The 16495-nt window shown below is 37.8% G+C and carries 15 protein-coding genes and 1 riboswitch; of the genes, 5 read left to right on the top strand and 10 right to left on the bottom strand.

Annotated elements, in window-relative coordinates; translation table 11 throughout:
• Positions 1 to 6: 6 nt before the first annotated feature.
• From ACFOW1_RS10620 to mraZ, 3 genes are read right to left on the bottom strand one after another with little or no spacing between them, the layout of a single operon-like run.
• On the bottom strand, positions 7 to 378 hold the full coding sequence (locus tag ACFOW1_RS10620; protein ID WP_379014163.1) for an FtsL-like putative cell division protein: 372 nt from the start codon (positions 376 to 378) through the stop codon (positions 7 to 9).
• A 32-nt stretch (positions 379 to 410) separates the two neighbouring features.
• Entirely contained in the window at positions 411 to 1352 is a 942-nt protein-coding gene (gene rsmH, locus ACFOW1_RS10615; protein WP_379014162.1) for a 16S rRNA (cytosine(1402)-N(4))-methyltransferase RsmH, read from the bottom strand.
• A 5-nt stretch (positions 1353 to 1357) separates the two neighbouring features.
• Complete coding sequence (gene mraZ / locus ACFOW1_RS10610) at positions 1358 to 1810, bottom strand: division/cell wall cluster transcriptional repressor MraZ (RefSeq protein WP_379014160.1); 453 nt, start codon at positions 1808 to 1810, stop codon at positions 1358 to 1360.
• 254 nt (positions 1811 to 2064) lie between these two features.
• Between mraZ and ACFOW1_RS10605 the strand changes: the two genes are divergently transcribed.
• Positions 2065 to 3294, top strand: coding sequence for an S-adenosylmethionine:tRNA ribosyltransferase-isomerase (locus ACFOW1_RS10605; RefSeq protein ID WP_379014159.1), 1230 nt, complete (start codon positions 2065 to 2067; stop codon positions 3292 to 3294).
• Between the two features lie 83 nt (positions 3295 to 3377).
• On the opposite strand, the gene ACFOW1_RS10600 is transcribed toward ACFOW1_RS10605, so the two are convergent.
• Positions 3378 to 4706 (bottom strand): sensor histidine kinase, encoded by a 1329-nt coding sequence (locus tag ACFOW1_RS10600; protein ID WP_379014158.1) that lies wholly within the window; start codon positions 4704 to 4706, stop codon positions 3378 to 3380.
• 163 nt (positions 4707 to 4869) lie between these two features.
• Here ACFOW1_RS10600 and ACFOW1_RS10595 point away from each other — a divergent pair, with 163 nt between their 5' ends.
• Positions 4870 to 5424 (top strand): YqgE/AlgH family protein, encoded by a 555-nt coding sequence (locus ACFOW1_RS10595; protein WP_379014157.1) that lies wholly within the window; start codon positions 4870 to 4872, stop codon positions 5422 to 5424.
• Positions 5425 to 5523: 99 nt separating this feature from the next.
• Here the strand turns inward: ACFOW1_RS10595 and ACFOW1_RS10590 are convergent, their stop codons facing one another.
• Positions 5524 to 7020: an NAD(P)/FAD-dependent oxidoreductase gene (locus tag ACFOW1_RS10590; RefSeq protein ID WP_379014156.1), complete on the bottom strand. Its 1497-nt coding sequence runs from the start codon at positions 7018 to 7020 to the stop codon at positions 5524 to 5526.
• A 214-nt stretch (positions 7021 to 7234) separates the two neighbouring features.
• Here ACFOW1_RS10590 and ACFOW1_RS10585 point away from each other — a divergent pair, with 214 nt between their 5' ends.
• Entirely contained in the window at positions 7235 to 7687 is a 453-nt protein-coding gene (locus ACFOW1_RS10585) for a GNAT family N-acetyltransferase (protein WP_379014155.1), read from the top strand.
• Between the two features lie 93 nt (positions 7688 to 7780).
• On the top strand, positions 7781 to 8287 hold the full coding sequence (locus ACFOW1_RS10580; RefSeq protein WP_379014154.1) for a hypothetical protein: 507 nt from the start codon (positions 7781 to 7783) through the stop codon (positions 8285 to 8287).
• A 225-nt stretch (positions 8288 to 8512) separates the two neighbouring features.
• On the opposite strand, the gene ACFOW1_RS10575 is transcribed toward ACFOW1_RS10580, so the two are convergent.
• From ACFOW1_RS10575 to ACFOW1_RS10555, 5 genes are all read right to left on the bottom strand, one after another.
• The gene (locus ACFOW1_RS10575) at positions 8513 to 8839 is read right to left on the bottom strand and encodes a hypothetical protein (protein WP_379014152.1); all 327 of its coding nucleotides are present in this window, start codon (positions 8837 to 8839) and stop codon (positions 8513 to 8515) included.
• A 39-nt stretch (positions 8840 to 8878) separates the two neighbouring features.
• Positions 8879 to 9010, bottom strand: coding sequence for a hypothetical protein (locus ACFOW1_RS10570; protein ID WP_379014151.1), 132 nt, complete (start codon positions 9008 to 9010; stop codon positions 8879 to 8881).
• A 39-nt stretch (positions 9011 to 9049) separates the two neighbouring features.
• Positions 9050 to 10561, bottom strand: a complete 1512-nt coding sequence (locus ACFOW1_RS10565) for a cryptochrome/deoxyribodipyrimidine photo-lyase family protein (protein ID WP_379014150.1) — start codon at positions 10559 to 10561, stop codon at positions 9050 to 9052.
• Positions 10562 to 10644: 83 nt separating this feature from the next.
• Positions 10645 to 13494 carry an excinuclease ABC subunit UvrA gene (gene uvrA, locus ACFOW1_RS10560; protein ID WP_379014148.1) on the bottom strand — a complete coding sequence of 950 codons (2850 nt, stop codon included), beginning with the start codon at positions 13492 to 13494 and terminating at the stop codon, positions 10645 to 10647.
• 60 nt (positions 13495 to 13554) lie between these two features.
• Complete coding sequence (locus ACFOW1_RS10555) at positions 13555 to 14535, bottom strand: glycosyltransferase (RefSeq protein ID WP_379014147.1); 981 nt, start codon at positions 14533 to 14535, stop codon at positions 13555 to 13557.
• A 107-nt stretch (positions 14536 to 14642) separates the two neighbouring features.
• A riboswitch (SAM riboswitch) is annotated at positions 14643 to 14760 on the top strand.
• Between the two features lie 390 nt (positions 14761 to 15150).
• On the opposite strand from ACFOW1_RS10555, the gene ACFOW1_RS10550 reads away from it, so the two are divergent.
• The gene (locus tag ACFOW1_RS10550) at positions 15151 to 16458 is read left to right on the top strand and encodes an O-acetylhomoserine aminocarboxypropyltransferase/cysteine synthase family protein (protein ID WP_379014146.1); all 1308 of its coding nucleotides are present in this window, start codon (positions 15151 to 15153) and stop codon (positions 16456 to 16458) included.
• The last annotated feature ends 37 nt before the right edge of the window (positions 16459 to 16495 follow it).

Here is a 16495-nt window from a genome sequence, read left to right as displayed (position 1 = left end):
GCAATCTTATTTTTCACTTACCAAACGTTGCGGCACTTCTTTACTAATCTTTAACCCCAATGGCTCTGCCGCCTTCAACACTTGCACCTCTTCACTTTTAAACATAACCTCGCTCTTTATCGTCTTGTATTCATATTGCAATTCCTTTATCTCTTTCTGTGTTTTGCTAATATCTCGTATTGCCCTATCGGCCATATGCCCATTGGCGATATACACGATAGCCAACACCGATACAAACAAAAAGAAATTCAAGTTTTTTGCAATCCATTTGCCGCCCACAATATTGTCTCTGACGGCTTTAAAAGCCGTTTTCTTTTCTTTTACTTGTTGACTATTGTCTTGCTTTTCTTCCACTTTAATTTTAAGTTTTAAAATCATAGCTAATCCGCTTCATCATCGCTAATCGCCCGTTACACTCGTTCTGCCACGCGCAACTTGGCACTTCTACTTCTTGTATTTTTTTTCAACTCATCGGCCGTGGCTGTAATGGGTTTCTTTGTTACCAATTTCCAACGTGGCACTTTTGTATGTTGTACAAATGGGTTATCATCCACCTCATCATCAAAACCGCCGTTCTTTAAAAACAACTTTACTAATCTATCTTCAAGCGAGTGAAACGTAATAATAGCAACTCTTCCACCCACTTCTACCACATCATTCAACTGCAACAACATTTCTTTTAGTGCCTCCATTTCTGCATTCACTTCTATGCGCAAAGCCTGAAACACCTGCGCCAAATATTTATTAGGATTACCTTTTACAACAGAGCTAATCATTGCCCTAAACTGTAAAATGGTTTGTACCTGCATTTGCTTTCTCGCCTCTACAATATGCTTGGCCAATGTTTTAGAATTACTCACTTCACCAAAATGCTCAAACATTTTATGCAGCTGCAGCTCAGAATAAGTAGCTACGATAGTTGCAGCCGTTAAACTTTGTCGCTGATCCATTCGCATATCAAGCGGACCATCAAAGCGAATTGAGAATCCTCGTTCACCTTCGTCAAACTGATGACTGCTTACACCCAAATCTGCCAAAACACCATTTACTTTACTCACCTTATGCAAGCGCAAAAAGCGTTGTAAATGGCGAAAGTTCTGTGGCACAAATGTTACCCTACTATCTTCTGGTATATTTTTTACGGCATCTGCATCTTGATCAAACGCTATTAGTCTACCAGCTTCGCCTAAATTTTTCAAAATACCTCTGCCATGTCCGCCTCCCCCAAATGTGCAATCAACATATACACCATCTGCTTGAATATTTAAACCATCAAGCGTTTCTGCGTACAACACTGGCACGTGGTACTCTAAATGCGAAGGCTGTGGTTCTATATTCTGCAAATCGCTCATGTTTCTTACATTTTATCGTCAGACATTACTTCGTTTGCCAAATTGCTAAAGTCTTCTGCCGACAACTTGCTAATTGCCTCGTTATATTTAACAGCATCCCATATTTCAAATTTGTCTAGCGTAGCAGCTATCACCACATCTTTTGTAATACTTGCATAAGCTTTAAATGATGCTGACAACATCATTCTGCCTGCGCTATCCAATTCAATTTCAGTGGCACCGTTCAAAAACTGACGAGTGAACTGTCTTACCTTTGGGTCGAATTGGTTTAATTTTTTAAACTTCTCTAAAATGGCCTCCCATGTTTTCATGGGATAAAGGGTTAAACAGTTTTCAAATCCTCTTGAAAGGATGAAACGATTTTCCCCTTCTGGCAATTGTTTTTTCAGGGCACTAGGCAGCAAGAAGCGACCCTTCGCGTCGACTGTTGCTTCATATTCACCGTGAAAACCTACCATGTTAGAGTATTTGTTTAAGATTTACCATTTCTTAACACAAAATAACACAATTTCCCACTGGAAATACGAATTCTAAGAGTTTGTATTTATCCACAGTATTTTATGCCCTGTAATGCAATCCAGTATTGCATTACAGGGCAATTGTCACCATATTTTCACTTTTTCATGTGAATAGCATGTGCGTAACTGTGATTTTACGGTGTTTAAAAGGTAAATAAAATTGAAAATCTATTATTTAAAAAGATTGAACAAAGATGATTCATCCGAAAAAACTGTCAATAAACGACTTTAGCTACCATTTACCAGATGAAAAAATTGCGAAGCATCCACTAGCAAAAAGAGACGAAAGCAAGCTTTTGGTGTTTAAAAGTGGGAAAATTTCAGAAAGTCAGTACAAACACTTAGATGTGTATTTGCCTGAAGAAAGCTTGCTTATTTTTAATAATACCAAAGTAGTAGAAGCAAGACTCATTTTTACAAAACCAACAGGCGGGCAAATAGAAATATTTTGTCTAGAACCGCACGACCAATATGCTGACATTACCACGGCGATGCTGCAAAAAGGTAAAGTGCTGTGGAAATGTTTGGTGGGTGGCGCCAAAAAATGGAAAGAAGAACCATTGGCTAAATTTATTCAGCATGATAAATTTGATGTAATTATTGAGGCAAAAAAGATAGAACAGAAGACAGATTGCTTTATCATTGAATTAAGCTGGAACAACGCAGACTTAACATTCGCAGAAATATTACATATTGCAGGTTTAATACCATTACCACCATATCTCAATAGAGACGCAGAAGAAGCAGATAAACATACCTACCAAACCATTTATGCCAAGTATGATGGTAGCGTAGCAGCGCCTACTGCGGGCCTGCATTTTACAGAGGAATTATTTAAAAAACTAGATGATAAAAACATTAAAAGAGATTTTGTAACGCTACATGTAGGCGCAGGCACTTTTAAGCCAGTAAAAGCTGCTACGATGGATGAACACGAGATGCATACCGAGTTTATTGATTCTCATATTAAATTAATTGAACATTTATTACAGCATCAGCCTAAGCCAATTATTGCAGTAGGAACCACATCATTAAGAACGATTGAAAGTTTGTATTGGCTCGGTGTATTGATGAGTACTGAGCAGGCGAAAATAAATGAAAAAGTACCCAGTTTATCACAATGGGATGCTTACGATTTACCACAAAATATATCTTTAGAAGCTGCATTAACAGCTTTGACAAATTGGATGAAAAGCAATCAACTTGAGCGATTGATTACTAAAACCCAAATTATCATTGCACCAGGCTACCAATTGCGAGTTGCGCAAGGCTTAATTACTAATTTTCATCAGCCACAATCTACTTTGTTATTATTAATCGCTGCCATTGTTGGAGATGATTGGAAAATGATTTACAACCATGCGCTCAATAAGGATTATCGCTTTTTAAGCTATGGTGATGGCTGCTTATTGATGAAGGGGTAATGTGATAGAGGAAACGATGAACGCCAAAGGTGACAATTTGAAATACCTCACTTTTTACGTTACACCTCTGCATTCCATCATTGTTACGATTGGCGAAAAGGCACTTCAACAGTAAACGTAGTGCCTTTACCTATTGCACTGTCTATTTTCACTTTCCCTTTATGCGCATCTATTACAGTTTTTACATAACTCATGCCCAAGCCAAAGCCTTTTACATTGTGTACATTACCTGTATGTGCACGGTAAAATTTCTCAAAAACACGTTTCACACTTTCCTTACTCATACCAATACCATTATCTTGAACACTCATTACAAAATACTTATTAGTACTATGCGTGGTAATTATTATATGTACATTATCATTACTGTATTTGATAGCATTGTCTACTAGGTTAGATATTAAGTTCGTAAAATGTACTTCATCGGCTTGAATAATATCTTTTTTAGCATTGAGATATAAGTCCACCTTGCCATTTTTATCTTCCAATTGCAATACATAATTATCTAAAATATGATGCAACGTGTCATGAATCGGCAGATCAACCAATTGCAATTGTAACTCCTGTTTTTCTAGTAAAGCCGCTTGCAGGATGGTTTCTACATGTTTATTCATGCGCTTATTTTCTTCCTTAATAATACCTGTGAAATAAGCGAGCTTATCCTTGTCATTCTGCACCTTTTCGTTTTTAATAGCATCTACGGCCAGCGATATGGTGGCAATGGGTGTTTTAAACTCATGCGTCATATTATTAATAAAATCACTTTTTATTTCACTTAATTTCTTTTGGTTAAACAATGTTCGAAGAGTTACAAAAAATGCAGCAAAAATTACCAACATAAAGCCTGCACCACCAGCAATAATCCAGCGCAAAGAACCCCAAACTTGATTTTTAAAATTGGGTACTATTACGATGAGGTGTTCAAATGGTCCAATACTTTCTAAATCGCTAGCACTTTCTGGCGCAATAGCGATAAAGAGTCGCTTATTGTGCAGGGTATCATAATATTCTGTTTCAAAATTATTTGAGTGCATTTCTAAATCTGCCGAGCCATTAATAACAGCAAATTCAAAGTGCAAGTTCTTCAGTTCGCTACCGTCGTATATGTTTTTAAGCTTATTATACACATCTGTTGTAGAGTAGCGTTCCTCAACAGTAGGCGGCTTTATTAATCTTGAGATGTCTGGATTGAACCTACCAAAACCCATGCGTTTCGGTGTTTTAATAAGCGGTGCGCTTCCATTGCCTTTGGCCAAGTCTACAGCTACTTCTGTGCTGGCACTATAAATTCTTGAAAATAATTGGGCTTCGCGAACTTCCAATAAGTTCTTCAGCCAAGACGCCTGCAACAAGATGAGGCCTAAAAAAGACAACGATGTTAATACAACTATAAGGGGTAAAGCTCTTTTCATCTTGGCAAATATAATTCTAACCAGTGTTAAAACTTTGGTATAGATAATTGCCAAACACTTGCCAATATTGGTATTCAACACTTTACTATCAAAAAAAACTTAAAACCCAAGGGAATGCGTTAAAAAATTGTCTTCGTGTAGCAAAATTTATTATTTTTCTTGCATGATTGAAGCATTAACAACAGGCGTTATTCTCATTTCGGACCCTTTTTTAAAAGACCCGAATTTTTTAAGAACTGCAGTCATTATTTGCGAATACAATTCTGAAGGTAGTGTGGGCTTTGTTTTTAACAAACAATTCGAACTTGGCATTGGCGATTTAGTAGAAGGTTTAGAAGGTATAAATTTTTCAGTATATGAGGGCGGACCCGTTCAAAAAAATAGTATTCATTTTATACATACTCGCCCCGATTTTATAGATGAAGGCACTGATATTGGCAACGGTATCTATTGGGGCGGCAATTTTGAGCAAGTAAGGGCTTTGCTTAAAACCGATAGCCTAACCGAAAAAGATATTCGATTTTTCATAGGCTATAGCGGCTGGGGCACTGGTCAACTTGAAGATGAAATTGTGGAGAAAAGTTGGATTATTCGCGAAGGCAGTAAGGAACTAGTTTTTTGTACAAAACCCACGCAAATATGGAAAGATGCGCTTAAAGGTTTAGGTGGTGAGTATGAATTAATGCCTAACTATCCACTAGACCCGCAACTCAACTAGTTTTTTTAAATGGATTTACTTAAACAGGCTGCCTCGAAAATCGAGGCAGCCTGTTCAAATATCATAGCCAATCATTTAAATCAAGATAATCAGCGGTTATTAGTTCACTTTCTTCGGTACCATTCTACCAATAATACCAGCTTTATCATATGCATGGTCATCTACTGCACCCCTATCGCCACTTTCGTGGTATTCGGCATCTTCATTTACATCCCATACATCAAATAAATCTTCACCTGCAATAATATTTTTAGCCGCCAACATAGCAGTCATCATGCTATGGTCTTGGTTATTGTACTTGTGCATACCATTTCTACCCACTAAATACAAACCAGGGTATGCTTTTAGCGCTTCTCTAATTTCGTCCACATTTTCTTTGTAAGTATGGTCGTACACCGGGTATGCTTTTGGCTGACGCACCACATAGCCATCTACCACAGCAGATTGTTTGGTTAAGCCAATTTGTTCTATTTCTTTTTTGGCTAATGTAATTAAATCTTCGTCTTTGCTCGTCCACATACCATCGCCTTCAAAGCAGAAATATTCCAAGCCATAGCAAGCCATTTCGGGATTTGGCACCATATAAGGGCTCCAACTTTTAAAGTTTTGAATACGGCCTACTTTCACATTAGGGTCGTGGATGTAAATCCAATTGTCGTTAAACGCATCTTCATCTTTGCAAATTAATACTACAGTTATAAAATCTCTGTAACCCAAATTATTAGCAGCTTTCAAGGCATCGCTTGGCAAAGTAGGCTTGGTAAATCCAATTAATTCACGCATTGGTGTGGTAGATACTACATTATCAAAACCATCAAATGTTCTGCCATCGGTAGTAGTAACACTCCATTTGCCATCAGCTAGTTTTGCATCAATTACACCACAGTTCATTTCAATGGTTACACCCATGTTTTTGCACTTTTCAGCACAAACTTCCCACATCATACCTGGGCCTTTTTTCGGGTATCTAAAACTGTCTATTAATGTTTTAATTACTTTGTCTTTATCGCCACTAGCCGATTTTTTAGGTTTAAAAACCGCATTCATAATGGCACTACTAAGGCTTAACCCTTTAATGCGTTGTGCTGCCCAATCTGCCGAAATTTCGTTACACGGAATACCCCAAACCTTCTCGGTGTAGGTTTTAAAAAATATATTGAACAAGCGTCGGCCAAATTGATTTACCACCCAATCTTCAAAATTGGTTGGATTTTTTACGGGATTCATTTTGGCTTGCAAATAACTCAACACGCACAAACCACTTTCCCAAATGCCCAACTTTTGCAATGCCTCCATCGCCACCAAAGGATAAGAGAAAAACTTTTTATTGTAGTAAATACGGCTACTTCTAGGGCGCTCTAGCATTTCATCGCCTAGAATTTCTGTCCAAAAATCTTCTACTTCTTTGCTTTTGCTAAAAAATCGGTGTCCACCTATGTCAAAACTGTAACCTTTGTAAGTTTCTGTACGTGAAATACCACCTACATAAGTTGGATCTTTTTCAAATACCACCACACTTTCGTTTGCCTTACCCAATAAATAAGCCGCTGTTAACCCGGCAGGTCCTGCGCCAATGATGGCTACTTTTTTTTGCATGTTTTGTTTTTTGTTTGTCTGAACCTCGATTTAGAAAGATGTAAAGGCTTAAATTATAAGAATCCATTTCAATCTATCTAATCTGTGTCGTCAGTATTGCTGTCCTTCGCTCAAAAATGTGGGCAAAAATGCAAAATAAAACCCGTACTGCAATGCAGCTAACAATTTGCACAATAGCTTTGTTGCTTTTTGATCAATAATATAGCAAGTATTTATGCAACTCCAATGGCAATGCCTTCACTTTAATAATCTTACCAATATACAGCTCTATGCCTTGCTACGCCTACGCAGCGAGGTTTTTGTTGTAGAACAAAATTGTGTGTTTTTAGATATGGATAATAAAGACCAAAACTGTCATCACTTGCTTGGTTACGATGGTGATAACTTGGTTAGTTCTGCAAGATTATTAGCCCCAAATACTGCTTATGTGCAAATAAGCATTGGCCGTGTGGTGAGTAGCCCTGCTTACAGAGGCACAGGGGCAGGCAGAGCTTTGATGCAAGAAGCCATAAAAGCATGTTACCAATTATTTGGTAATGGAGATATTAAAATAGGCGCGCAACTGTATTTAAAAGCGTTTTATGAAAGCTTTGGTTTTGTGCAAACGAGCGACGTATATGATGAAGATGGCATTGACCATATTGAGATGATTAAGAAAGCTGCATAGAGAATTTACACAAGGGAAGCAAAGAAGACCAAGAAACAAAAATCACCACTAATTAAACCTTAGTTTCTTTTTGAGAAACTTATAATAAAAAACATGGGCGTAACCATACATTTTGAAGGGCAATTAAAGTCTAACGCAGCATATGACAAAGTGATGATGACGGCAAAAACTTTTGCTGAAAGCAATGCTATGCCATTCTCATTTTTTGAAGCAACAGACAAACTATTGCAACGTGTAAAAGAGGATGAAGATTGGGATTATGTAGGCGCTACACGAGGCATTACTATTCAGCCGCACGAATTTTCTGACCCTTTATTACTAGAATTTGACGAGCATAACTACTTGCAAGAATATTGCAAAACACAATTTGCTGATACGGTTACACACGTTAAAATTGTACAACTGCTGCAACAAATTCAAGATTGCTTTATTGACTTACAGGTAATCGATGAAGGCGAATTTTGGGAAACAGGAGACGAGGAATTATTGGCGCAACATTTTTACAATTGCTTTTTAGACATGGAAATAGCCATGAGAGAAAACCCAGAATTAAACGGTCCATACCGAGTTGAAGATGGAAGAATTATAGATTTAATGTAAATGAAATTAGTTATGGTTATTGTGCAGCTAGCTAGGTTTTTCCAATACCCAATTATTTAGAACTAGCGTCAAGTTGTCAAAAACAAGTGTCCAGTTAAACTTTTCGGGCGCCCAGTTACTTTTTCCGGATGCCCAGTTGTATTTTCCAGACGTCCAGTTATGTTTTTACAAGTCAGTTTGTCGCAACTAATAGAAAAAGATAGGCAACTAGCATTACTAATCTTTTTATAAAAATAAACCCCATTCATCTTCATAATCATCTTTTTTAAAAGTAGCAACCCAATGCTTAAATAGCTCTCTAAACACCGCAACTGCTTCTTCAATCACAGCTTCATGCTGTTCATCTGCAATACCAAGCATTACAGCCACACTCACTTGATCCATCATTTCTTTGCAATTATGCCTAATAACAGCCGCATTTTCCATTTTAAGCACATAGCTATCCATACGCGCAGCGCTTAAAATCTTCGGTGCAATCAGCATAATATTTTGATAAATGAGCTGTTTAACGGTAGTTCCGTTGGTTAATTCATCTTCTTCATCCGTACTCAAATTATCAGCATATGCATACACCAAGTTGAACACTTCGCGCTATTGCAAATACATGTTTTTTGCAATAGCATCAGCTTCATCAGTTTTCCATTTGTCGCCTTCGCTACTACTATCTCTTTTAAAGCGTTCATCGTCCCAATCAGGTAAAATATCAAGCGCACTTAAATCCATTGTTTTTTTAGTTTGTATAAATTTATGTAATAAATAAAATCAGCTATTAAAATCTGCACCCGGCAAACGCAACATTTCTTCTTTTTCGCTATTACGTTGGGTATGTTTTTTAAGTATGGCGCCGTTTAACTGCTTGGTTGTACTACTATTTTTTACCCGCCAAAGTTCATTACGAGCATATCTGGCAGCTTCTTCTACCGATATAATTGGCAAAGGATAATCAACCCCTAATTGAAAGCCGAGTAGTTGCAGTTCCAGCGAACTCATTTTCCAAGGTTCGTGGATTAAAGTTTCGGGCAATTTAGCTAGCTGTGGCAACCATTGCTTAATGAAAATACCTTTAGGATCATGGTCTTGTCCTTGTTTAATAGGGTTATACATTCGTATCGTATTAATGCCAGTGGTGCCTGCTTGCATTTGAATTTGTGGGTAATGAATCCCAGGTTCGTAATCTAAAAACAACTTAGCCAAATGTGGTGCTATCGCTTGCCAAGGCAACCATAAATGATGTGTGGCAAAACTTACGAGCATACTTCTCATTCTAAAATTGAGATAGCCTGTTTGCTGTAAACAACGCATACAAGCATCTACCAAAGGAATGCCAGTATTACCTTGCTGCCAAGCCAATAATTTAGCTTCATCAACGTTTGTTCTTATGATATTAAAACCCTTATTAAGGTTATAAAATTCCATCGAACATTCGCTCTCAAATTTTTGTATAAAATGGCAATGCCAAATAAGCCGACTAGTAAAAAAATTAATGTTACGTTTATCGCCTGTTGCTTGCTTTGCCTGCTGTGCAGCTTGGTATATTTGTCGCATACTTAAATTACCATACGTTAAATAAGGCGACAAACGGCTACAAGCTTTTCGGCTTTCTAGCGGCTTGCTAATGACTTTCATGTAGTTGCCTTTTCTGTTATACAAAAAGCTTTGCAAATACTTTTCTGCATACAAAAAACCACCCGGCTGAAAATGAGTATTAGCACTTGTAATACTTTCAGGCAAAGGGTTTTGGAATAATATGTCGGTTATTTTTTGTGTAATGGTTACAGGAATAAGCTGAGAAATATCTACCACCGCTTGCGGTTGTTCCATTGTGGCAAGCCACTTTTTATTCCAATCTGTTCTACGTTTTAATCGCCTGATAACACCATTTGTAGGATATTCTTTCCAAGTGATTGGTTGTGCTTTGCAAAATTTAGCCACTGCTTTATCTCTTGCAAAGCTGATGGCATTACCAGTTTCTTCATGGCTAAAAATTGTATCAATATGATATTGTTGTTGCAATATTTGCAGTGCCTCGAGCACCTCGCAATGTGCGATGACGATATTGGCGCTTACAGACTGTAAGGCCTGTTGCAACTGCATGATGCTTTGATATATAAATCTGTAGTGTCTGTCATCTGCATCGCTTGCTTGCATGATAGATGGCTCAAAAACATAAAGCAACAAAGTTGGTGATTTAACAGCAATGGCTTTCGCCAACGGCAAATGATCTTGCAAGCGCAAGTCTTTTTTAAACCAAACAATATTGATACTAGGTAGCACTTGCTATTTATTAAGACAATGATTTTATGGCTAAAGAATAATCCGATTTATCCGCTGTATTCAGCGCCATTAGCGTTTCAATCTTATAAACCCATTTCTATTTTCAAAAACTTAGCAGTATGGCTTACTTTGTTTTTAATCATTTGTTCTGGTGTGCCTTCAAATAATATTTTACCGCCACCATCGCCACCTTCAGGACCGAGGTCTATAATGTGATCAGCCATTTTTATCACATCTAAATTGTGTTCAATTATCAGCACAGAATTGCCTCTATCAACCAATTTATTCACGACATCCATTAGTAATTTAATATCTTGAAAATGTAAGCCAGTAGTTGGTTCATCTAAAATATAAAAGGTTTTGCCGGTATCTTTTTTTCCAAGTTCAGTACTTAGCTTTACACGCTGTGCCTCGCCCCCACTAAGGGTTGTAGCCGATTGGCCAAGTGTGATATAACCTAAACCAACATCTTGCAGCACTTTAATTTTACGGTACATCCAAGGCACAGCTTGAAAAAATTCTACTGCTTCATCTACCGTCATGTTTAGCACATCACTGATAGATTTACCTTTGTAACGAATTTCTAAAGTTTCCCGATTGTACCGTTTACCATTACATTTTTCGCAAGGCACGTAAACGTCTGGTAAGAAGTTCATCTCTATCACACGCATACCACCACCTTCACACACATCGCACCTGCCACCTTTTACATTAAATGAAAAACGACCTGCATTGTAACCACGAATTTTAGCTTCAGGTACGGCAGCAAACATGGTTCTAATATCTGTAAAAAAGCCACAATAAGTAGCGGCATTGCTGCGTGGTGTTCTACCAATTGGGCTTTGATCTATTTCTATTACTTTATCAATCGCTTCCAAGCCCGTAACAGACGAAAACTCCATTGGCTGTGTACGACTATTGTATGCATGCTTTGATAAAATTGGGTACAACGTTTCATTGATTAAGGTAGATTTGCCACTACCGCTAACACCTGTTACCACAATCAATTTTCCCAAAGGAAAACTCACGCTTACACCTTTTAAATTATTGCCTACAACACCTTTTAATTCAAGCGTTTTACCATTGCCAGTGCGCCTTGTTTTGGGCACTTCTAAGCCTTTTGTACCATTTAAATAACCTGCAGTTTCGCTACCACTTTTTAGCACTTCTTGGGGTGTGCCTTGGGCCACAATATTACCGCCAAAGCGACCAGCTTTAGGACCAATGTCTATTAAATAATCAGCAGCTAGCATTATGTCTTTATCATGCTCTACCACCAAAACACTGTTACCAATATCTCTTAAGTTTTGCAGCGCAGTGATTAAACGATGGTTATCTCTCTGGTGTAAACCAATACTTGGCTCATCTAAAATATAAGTGATCCCTTGTAACTGACTACCTATTTGCGTAGCCAATCGAATACGCTGACTTTCACCACCACTTAATGTACGTGATGGTCTATTTAGGGTTAAATAGGTTAAGCCAACATCCAACAAGAATTGTAATCTTTCTCTAATTTCTTTCAGAATATCTTTAGCAATAACATTCTGCTTATTATTCATTCTTGTTTCAAGGTCAGTAAACCATAGTTGTAGTTTATCTAAATTAAGATTACTTAATTCAGCAATATTTTTTTCATCAATTTTAAACCACAAACTTTCCTTTCTCAACCTTGCCCCTTCACAGCTAGGGCAGCGTTTTAGCTCCATGTATTTCTCTGTCCATTCACGCATGGTTTCGGTGCTACTTGTACTACCAAACCAACGTTTCAGCATTGGAATAATCCCTTCAAATTCGCCACCATAAGGATCGTGTTCTGGTAGATTTTCAAAGTCTAAAATATCTTCGCTAATGCCTTCAGTATTACCATATAACAACATATTTAAAGCTGTTTGTGGTAAATCTTTTATTGGTTTATCAATGCTAAACTTATTGCGTTTTGCCAATGCTTCTACGCTTTTAAACATGGATGCTTCGCGTTGCTCACCCAAAGGTGCAATACCGCCCTCTTTAATGCTTTTAGACATATCGGGCAAAATCGCTTCCATACTTACCGTGTACACATTGCCAAGCCCTTTACAAGTAGGGCAGGCACCATAAGGCGAGTTAAAAGAAAACGCATTAGGAGACGGTTCTTCATAACTGATACCCGTATCTACACACATTAATTGTTTGGAATATTGTACTATGGCATTGGTATCATTTACCAACAGAAACATCAAATCTTTACCCATTTTCAATGCCTGCTGCACACTTTGGCTCACCCTTACTTTCATATCATCGGTAACTGCCAATCTATCTATTACCACTTCGATATCGTGAATTTTATAGCGGTCTACTTGCATGCGCTCTTTTAAATCCAATACCTCACTATCTACGCGTACTTTTAAAAAGCCCTTCTTACGGATATCTTCAAACAGCTCTCTATAATGTCCCTTTCTACCACGAATCAGTGGCGCTAATACTGATATTTTTTTGCCTTTAAATTTTTCAAAAATATTTTCTACTATCTCTTCTTCGCTAAACTTAAGCATCTTTTTACCCGTATTGTAACTATAGGCTTCACTTATTCTTGCATATAATAAACGCAAAAAATCGTATACTTCTGTTACAGTGCCTACAGTACTCCTTGGGTTTTTGTTGGTAGTTTTTTGCTCAATAGAAATCACTGGACTAAGGCCTGTAATTTTATCTACATCAGGCCTTTCCATATCGCCCATAAACTGCCTGGCATAAGCGCTAAAGCTTTCCATGTAGCGTCTTTGCCCCTCATTGTAAATAGTATCAAAAGCCAACGAAGATTTACCGCTACCGCTAACGCCAGTAAACACTACTAGCTTGTTTTTAGGTATCGAAATATCAATATTTTTAAGATTGTGCTCTTTTGCGCCAAATACTTCTATAAACTCGTTTGGTGTATCAATTTTGCTCATACTGTTAATAAAACAACAAGGTAGTTGTTTTGTTAATTTTTTTAGTTTAATAATTAGCACTTACACAAAAGGCAAGAACTTTTCAACCTGTACTTTTTGCAGTTGTGGATGCGTTTTATTCAAGCTATTTCCATTTAACACCTGTTCATAAAAATGCAAATACTTAGTTGTCATTTGCACCGAGGTAAAATTTGCCATCACATAATCGTGACAATCTTGCCTACCATATATGTCAATATTTTGAAGACCAATAACAAGTTCACTTGCCTTATTAGACAAATAACCCACATCATCATTCACAATTTCTGGCAAAGAACCGTAGGGTGTACCAAATACAGGACAGCCAAAATACAAGCTTTCTATTATGGCAATACCAAAAGGCTCGTGCCACAATACAGGAAACAGCATGGCTTTAGATTGATTGAGGATTTGATTTTTTTCTGCACCACCTTTCATGCCATGAAATATGACATTTCTATCGAAAGTTAAGCGTAAACCTTGGTTAAAGTTAAAGCGCACACCCCCTATTACATGTAAGGGAAATTTAACTTTAGCTGCTATTGTTATAGCGCCTCTTATATTCTTTACACGCCACGCCGCATCACCTAAAAAATGGATATACTTACGCCTATTATTCAAAATTGGCTTGCCATAATCTTCTGGGTCAATACCATTGTGTACAAAAATATCGCTACCAAATCTTGCTGCATGATTGGCGCTAACAAACACTGTATTTTTATCTAATGGTTGTTGGTGATTGAGATTACCATGAAGCGTAATAATATATGGTTTTAAAGGCGTTTCATTCACCGCATGATTCAAATGAATCATGTCTACATCTGCAGGCACCAATTCGTTAAAAGGCTTGTCTGTATTTAATTCTAGCACATTGGCAAATGGGCAGTTTGACCCTTTTGCTACCATATAGGTCACCTTATGCCCACGCTTTACCAGTTCTTTACCTAGCCACCAAATTACCCGCTCTGTACCACCATATTTTAAGGCAGGAATGATGGTATTATTTACTATTAATACATGCATATTTACTCGCTTAAAAAATGAAATTAACAGCTTGTCGCATCACAATCGCAAAAATTTATTTGGCATTTTAAATTTGCTACTTATACATTTGCACCAGTTCTTTAAATCACTTATCAAGAAAGGCAGAGGGAATTGGCCCAATGAAGCCTTGGCAACCCAAGCAAGTTACTCACTTGTTTGAAGGTGCCAACTCCATCCTACCACATGTGTAGGAAGAGATAAGTCAGAGTTAAGTTTGATTACAAATTGCTAGTTACCAGCAGTTATACATATTTCAAGCCCATCTGACTTCATCAGATGGGCTTTTTTATGCCCATTTGCCCACATAATTACTTGATTGATAAGTACTTTTTTGAAAATTACGTATGCATTTTGCCTTAGGGCAAATAAAATTTTGGTTGAAACAAGCAAAACCCTACTAAATTTGTAGAAAATAACGTGACAACTACAACAAACATATTACTACGATTAAATGGTGCAATACCATTTGCTGTTTGTTGTTGTATGCCTTAAGGCATTACACAGTTTATATTATTCTACTTGGGCTTTTACCGCTGCAACCAACTCTTTTACAAAGCATTTTCTAATTTTCAAAACCATAAAAATTTAATTATTATGAGCAATTTACATTTCGAGACTTTACAACTACATGCGGGTCAAAAACCAGATGCGGCAACAAACGCACGTGCAGTACCCATTTACCAAACCACATCTTATGTATTTAACGATGCGGCACATGCTGCCAACTTATTTGGCCTAAAAGCATTTGGCAACATTTACACCAGATTAATGAACCCTACCACCGATGTATTTGAGCAACGTATTGCGGCTTTAGAAGGTGGTGTAGCCGCTGTCGCTACTAGCAGTGGGCAGGCTGCACAGTTTTTGGCACTCAACAATATTTTACAAGCAGGCGATAATTTCGTAAGTACCTCTTACTTGTACGGCGGTACACACAACCAATTTAAAGTAGCTTTTAAACGTTTAGGTGTTGATGTTCGCTTCGCTAATGGCGATGATGTTGCTAGTTTTGAAGCTTTGATAGACGACAATACAAAAGCCATTTACCTAGAAACAATCGGTAACCCAAGGTTGAATATTCCTGACTTTGAAGCCTTTGCAGCATTGGCTAAAAAGCACGATCTACCATTGGTGGTAGATAACACATTTGCTGCTGGCGGTTATTTATTTAAACCATTAGAACACGGCGCTAATATTGTGGTAGAGAGCGCTACCAAGTGGATTGGTGGCCATGGTACTAGTGTAGGTGGTGTGGTTATTGATGGCGGTAATTACAATTGGGGCAATGGAAAATTCCCGCAGTTTTCACAACCAAGCGAGGGCTATCACGGACTTGTTTTCTCAGATATTTTTGGTGTCAATAATCCTTTAGGTTTACCAAATATTGCGTTTGCTATTAGAGCAAGAGTTGAAGGCTTACGTGATTTTGGACCATCCCAAAGTCCTTTCAATGCATTTTTACTAATCCAGGGTTTGGAAACCCTTAGTTTGCGTGTAGAACGTCATGTGCAAAACGCATTAGCACTAGCGCAATGGCTAGAGCAACACGAAGCAGTTGAATTTGTATTGTACCCAGGCCTACCAAGCAATGCTTACCACGAGCTAGCTAAAAAGTATTTGAAAAACGGCTTTGGTGGTGTATTGCAAGTGGGCTTAAAAGGCGGCAGAGCCAACGCAGAGAAATTTATTGACAGCTTACAATTAATTAGCCACTTAGCCAATGTAGGTGATGCCAAAACATTAGCCATTCACCCCGCATCTACCACACACGAGCAATTGAGCGAGGCAGAACAATTAGCTGCTGGTGTAGCACCAAATCAGGTACGCATAAGTGTAGGCATAGAGCATATAGAAGATATTAAAGCTGATATTCAGCAGGCATTTGATAAGGTTTTTGCATAGTATTTCACACAAAGATTATTTCACGCAAGGCTACAAA

It is taken from the genome of Parasediminibacterium paludis, from assembly GCF_042651445.1.
Taxonomy (GTDB): domain Bacteria; phylum Bacteroidota; class Bacteroidia; order Chitinophagales; family Chitinophagaceae; genus Parasediminibacterium; species Parasediminibacterium paludis.
This window is presented reverse-complemented; position numbering and strand designations above follow the sequence as displayed.

Coding starts and splice junctions, on each gene's coding strand:
- ACFOW1_RS10620 (WP_379014163.1), bottom strand. CDS start 378: ATGATTTTAAAACTTAAAATTAAAGTGGAAGAAAAGCAAGACAATAGT.
- rsmH (WP_379014162.1), bottom strand. CDS start 1,352: ATGAGCGATTTGCAGAATATAGAACCACAGCCTTCGCATTTAGAGTAC.
- mraZ (WP_379014160.1), bottom strand. CDS start 1,810: ATGGTAGGTTTTCACGGTGAATATGAAGCAACAGTCGACGCGAAGGGT.
- ACFOW1_RS10605 (WP_379014159.1), top strand. CDS start 2,065: ATGATTCATCCGAAAAAACTGTCAATAAACGACTTTAGCTACCATTTA.
- ACFOW1_RS10600 (WP_379014158.1), bottom strand. CDS start 4,706: ATGAAAAGAGCTTTACCCCTTATAGTTGTATTAACATCGTTGTCTTTT.
- ACFOW1_RS10595 (WP_379014157.1), top strand. CDS start 4,870: ATGATTGAAGCATTAACAACAGGCGTTATTCTCATTTCGGACCCTTTT.
- ACFOW1_RS10590 (WP_379014156.1), bottom strand. CDS start 7,020: ATGCAAAAAAAAGTAGCCATCATTGGCGCAGGACCTGCCGGGTTAACA.
- ACFOW1_RS10585 (WP_379014155.1), top strand. CDS start 7,235: ATGCAACTCCAATGGCAATGCCTTCACTTTAATAATCTTACCAATATA.
- ACFOW1_RS10580 (WP_379014154.1), top strand. CDS start 7,781: ATGGGCGTAACCATACATTTTGAAGGGCAATTAAAGTCTAACGCAGCA.
- ACFOW1_RS10570 (WP_379014151.1), bottom strand. CDS start 9,010: ATGGATTTAAGTGCGCTTGATATTTTACCTGATTGGGACGATGAACGC.
- uvrA (WP_379014148.1), bottom strand. CDS start 13,494: ATGAGCAAAATTGATACACCAAACGAGTTTATAGAAGTATTTGGCGCA.
- ACFOW1_RS10555 (WP_379014147.1), bottom strand. CDS start 14,535: ATGCATGTATTAATAGTAAATAATACCATCATTCCTGCCTTAAAATAT.
- ACFOW1_RS10550 (WP_379014146.1), top strand. CDS start 15,151: ATGAGCAATTTACATTTCGAGACTTTACAACTACATGCGGGTCAAAAA.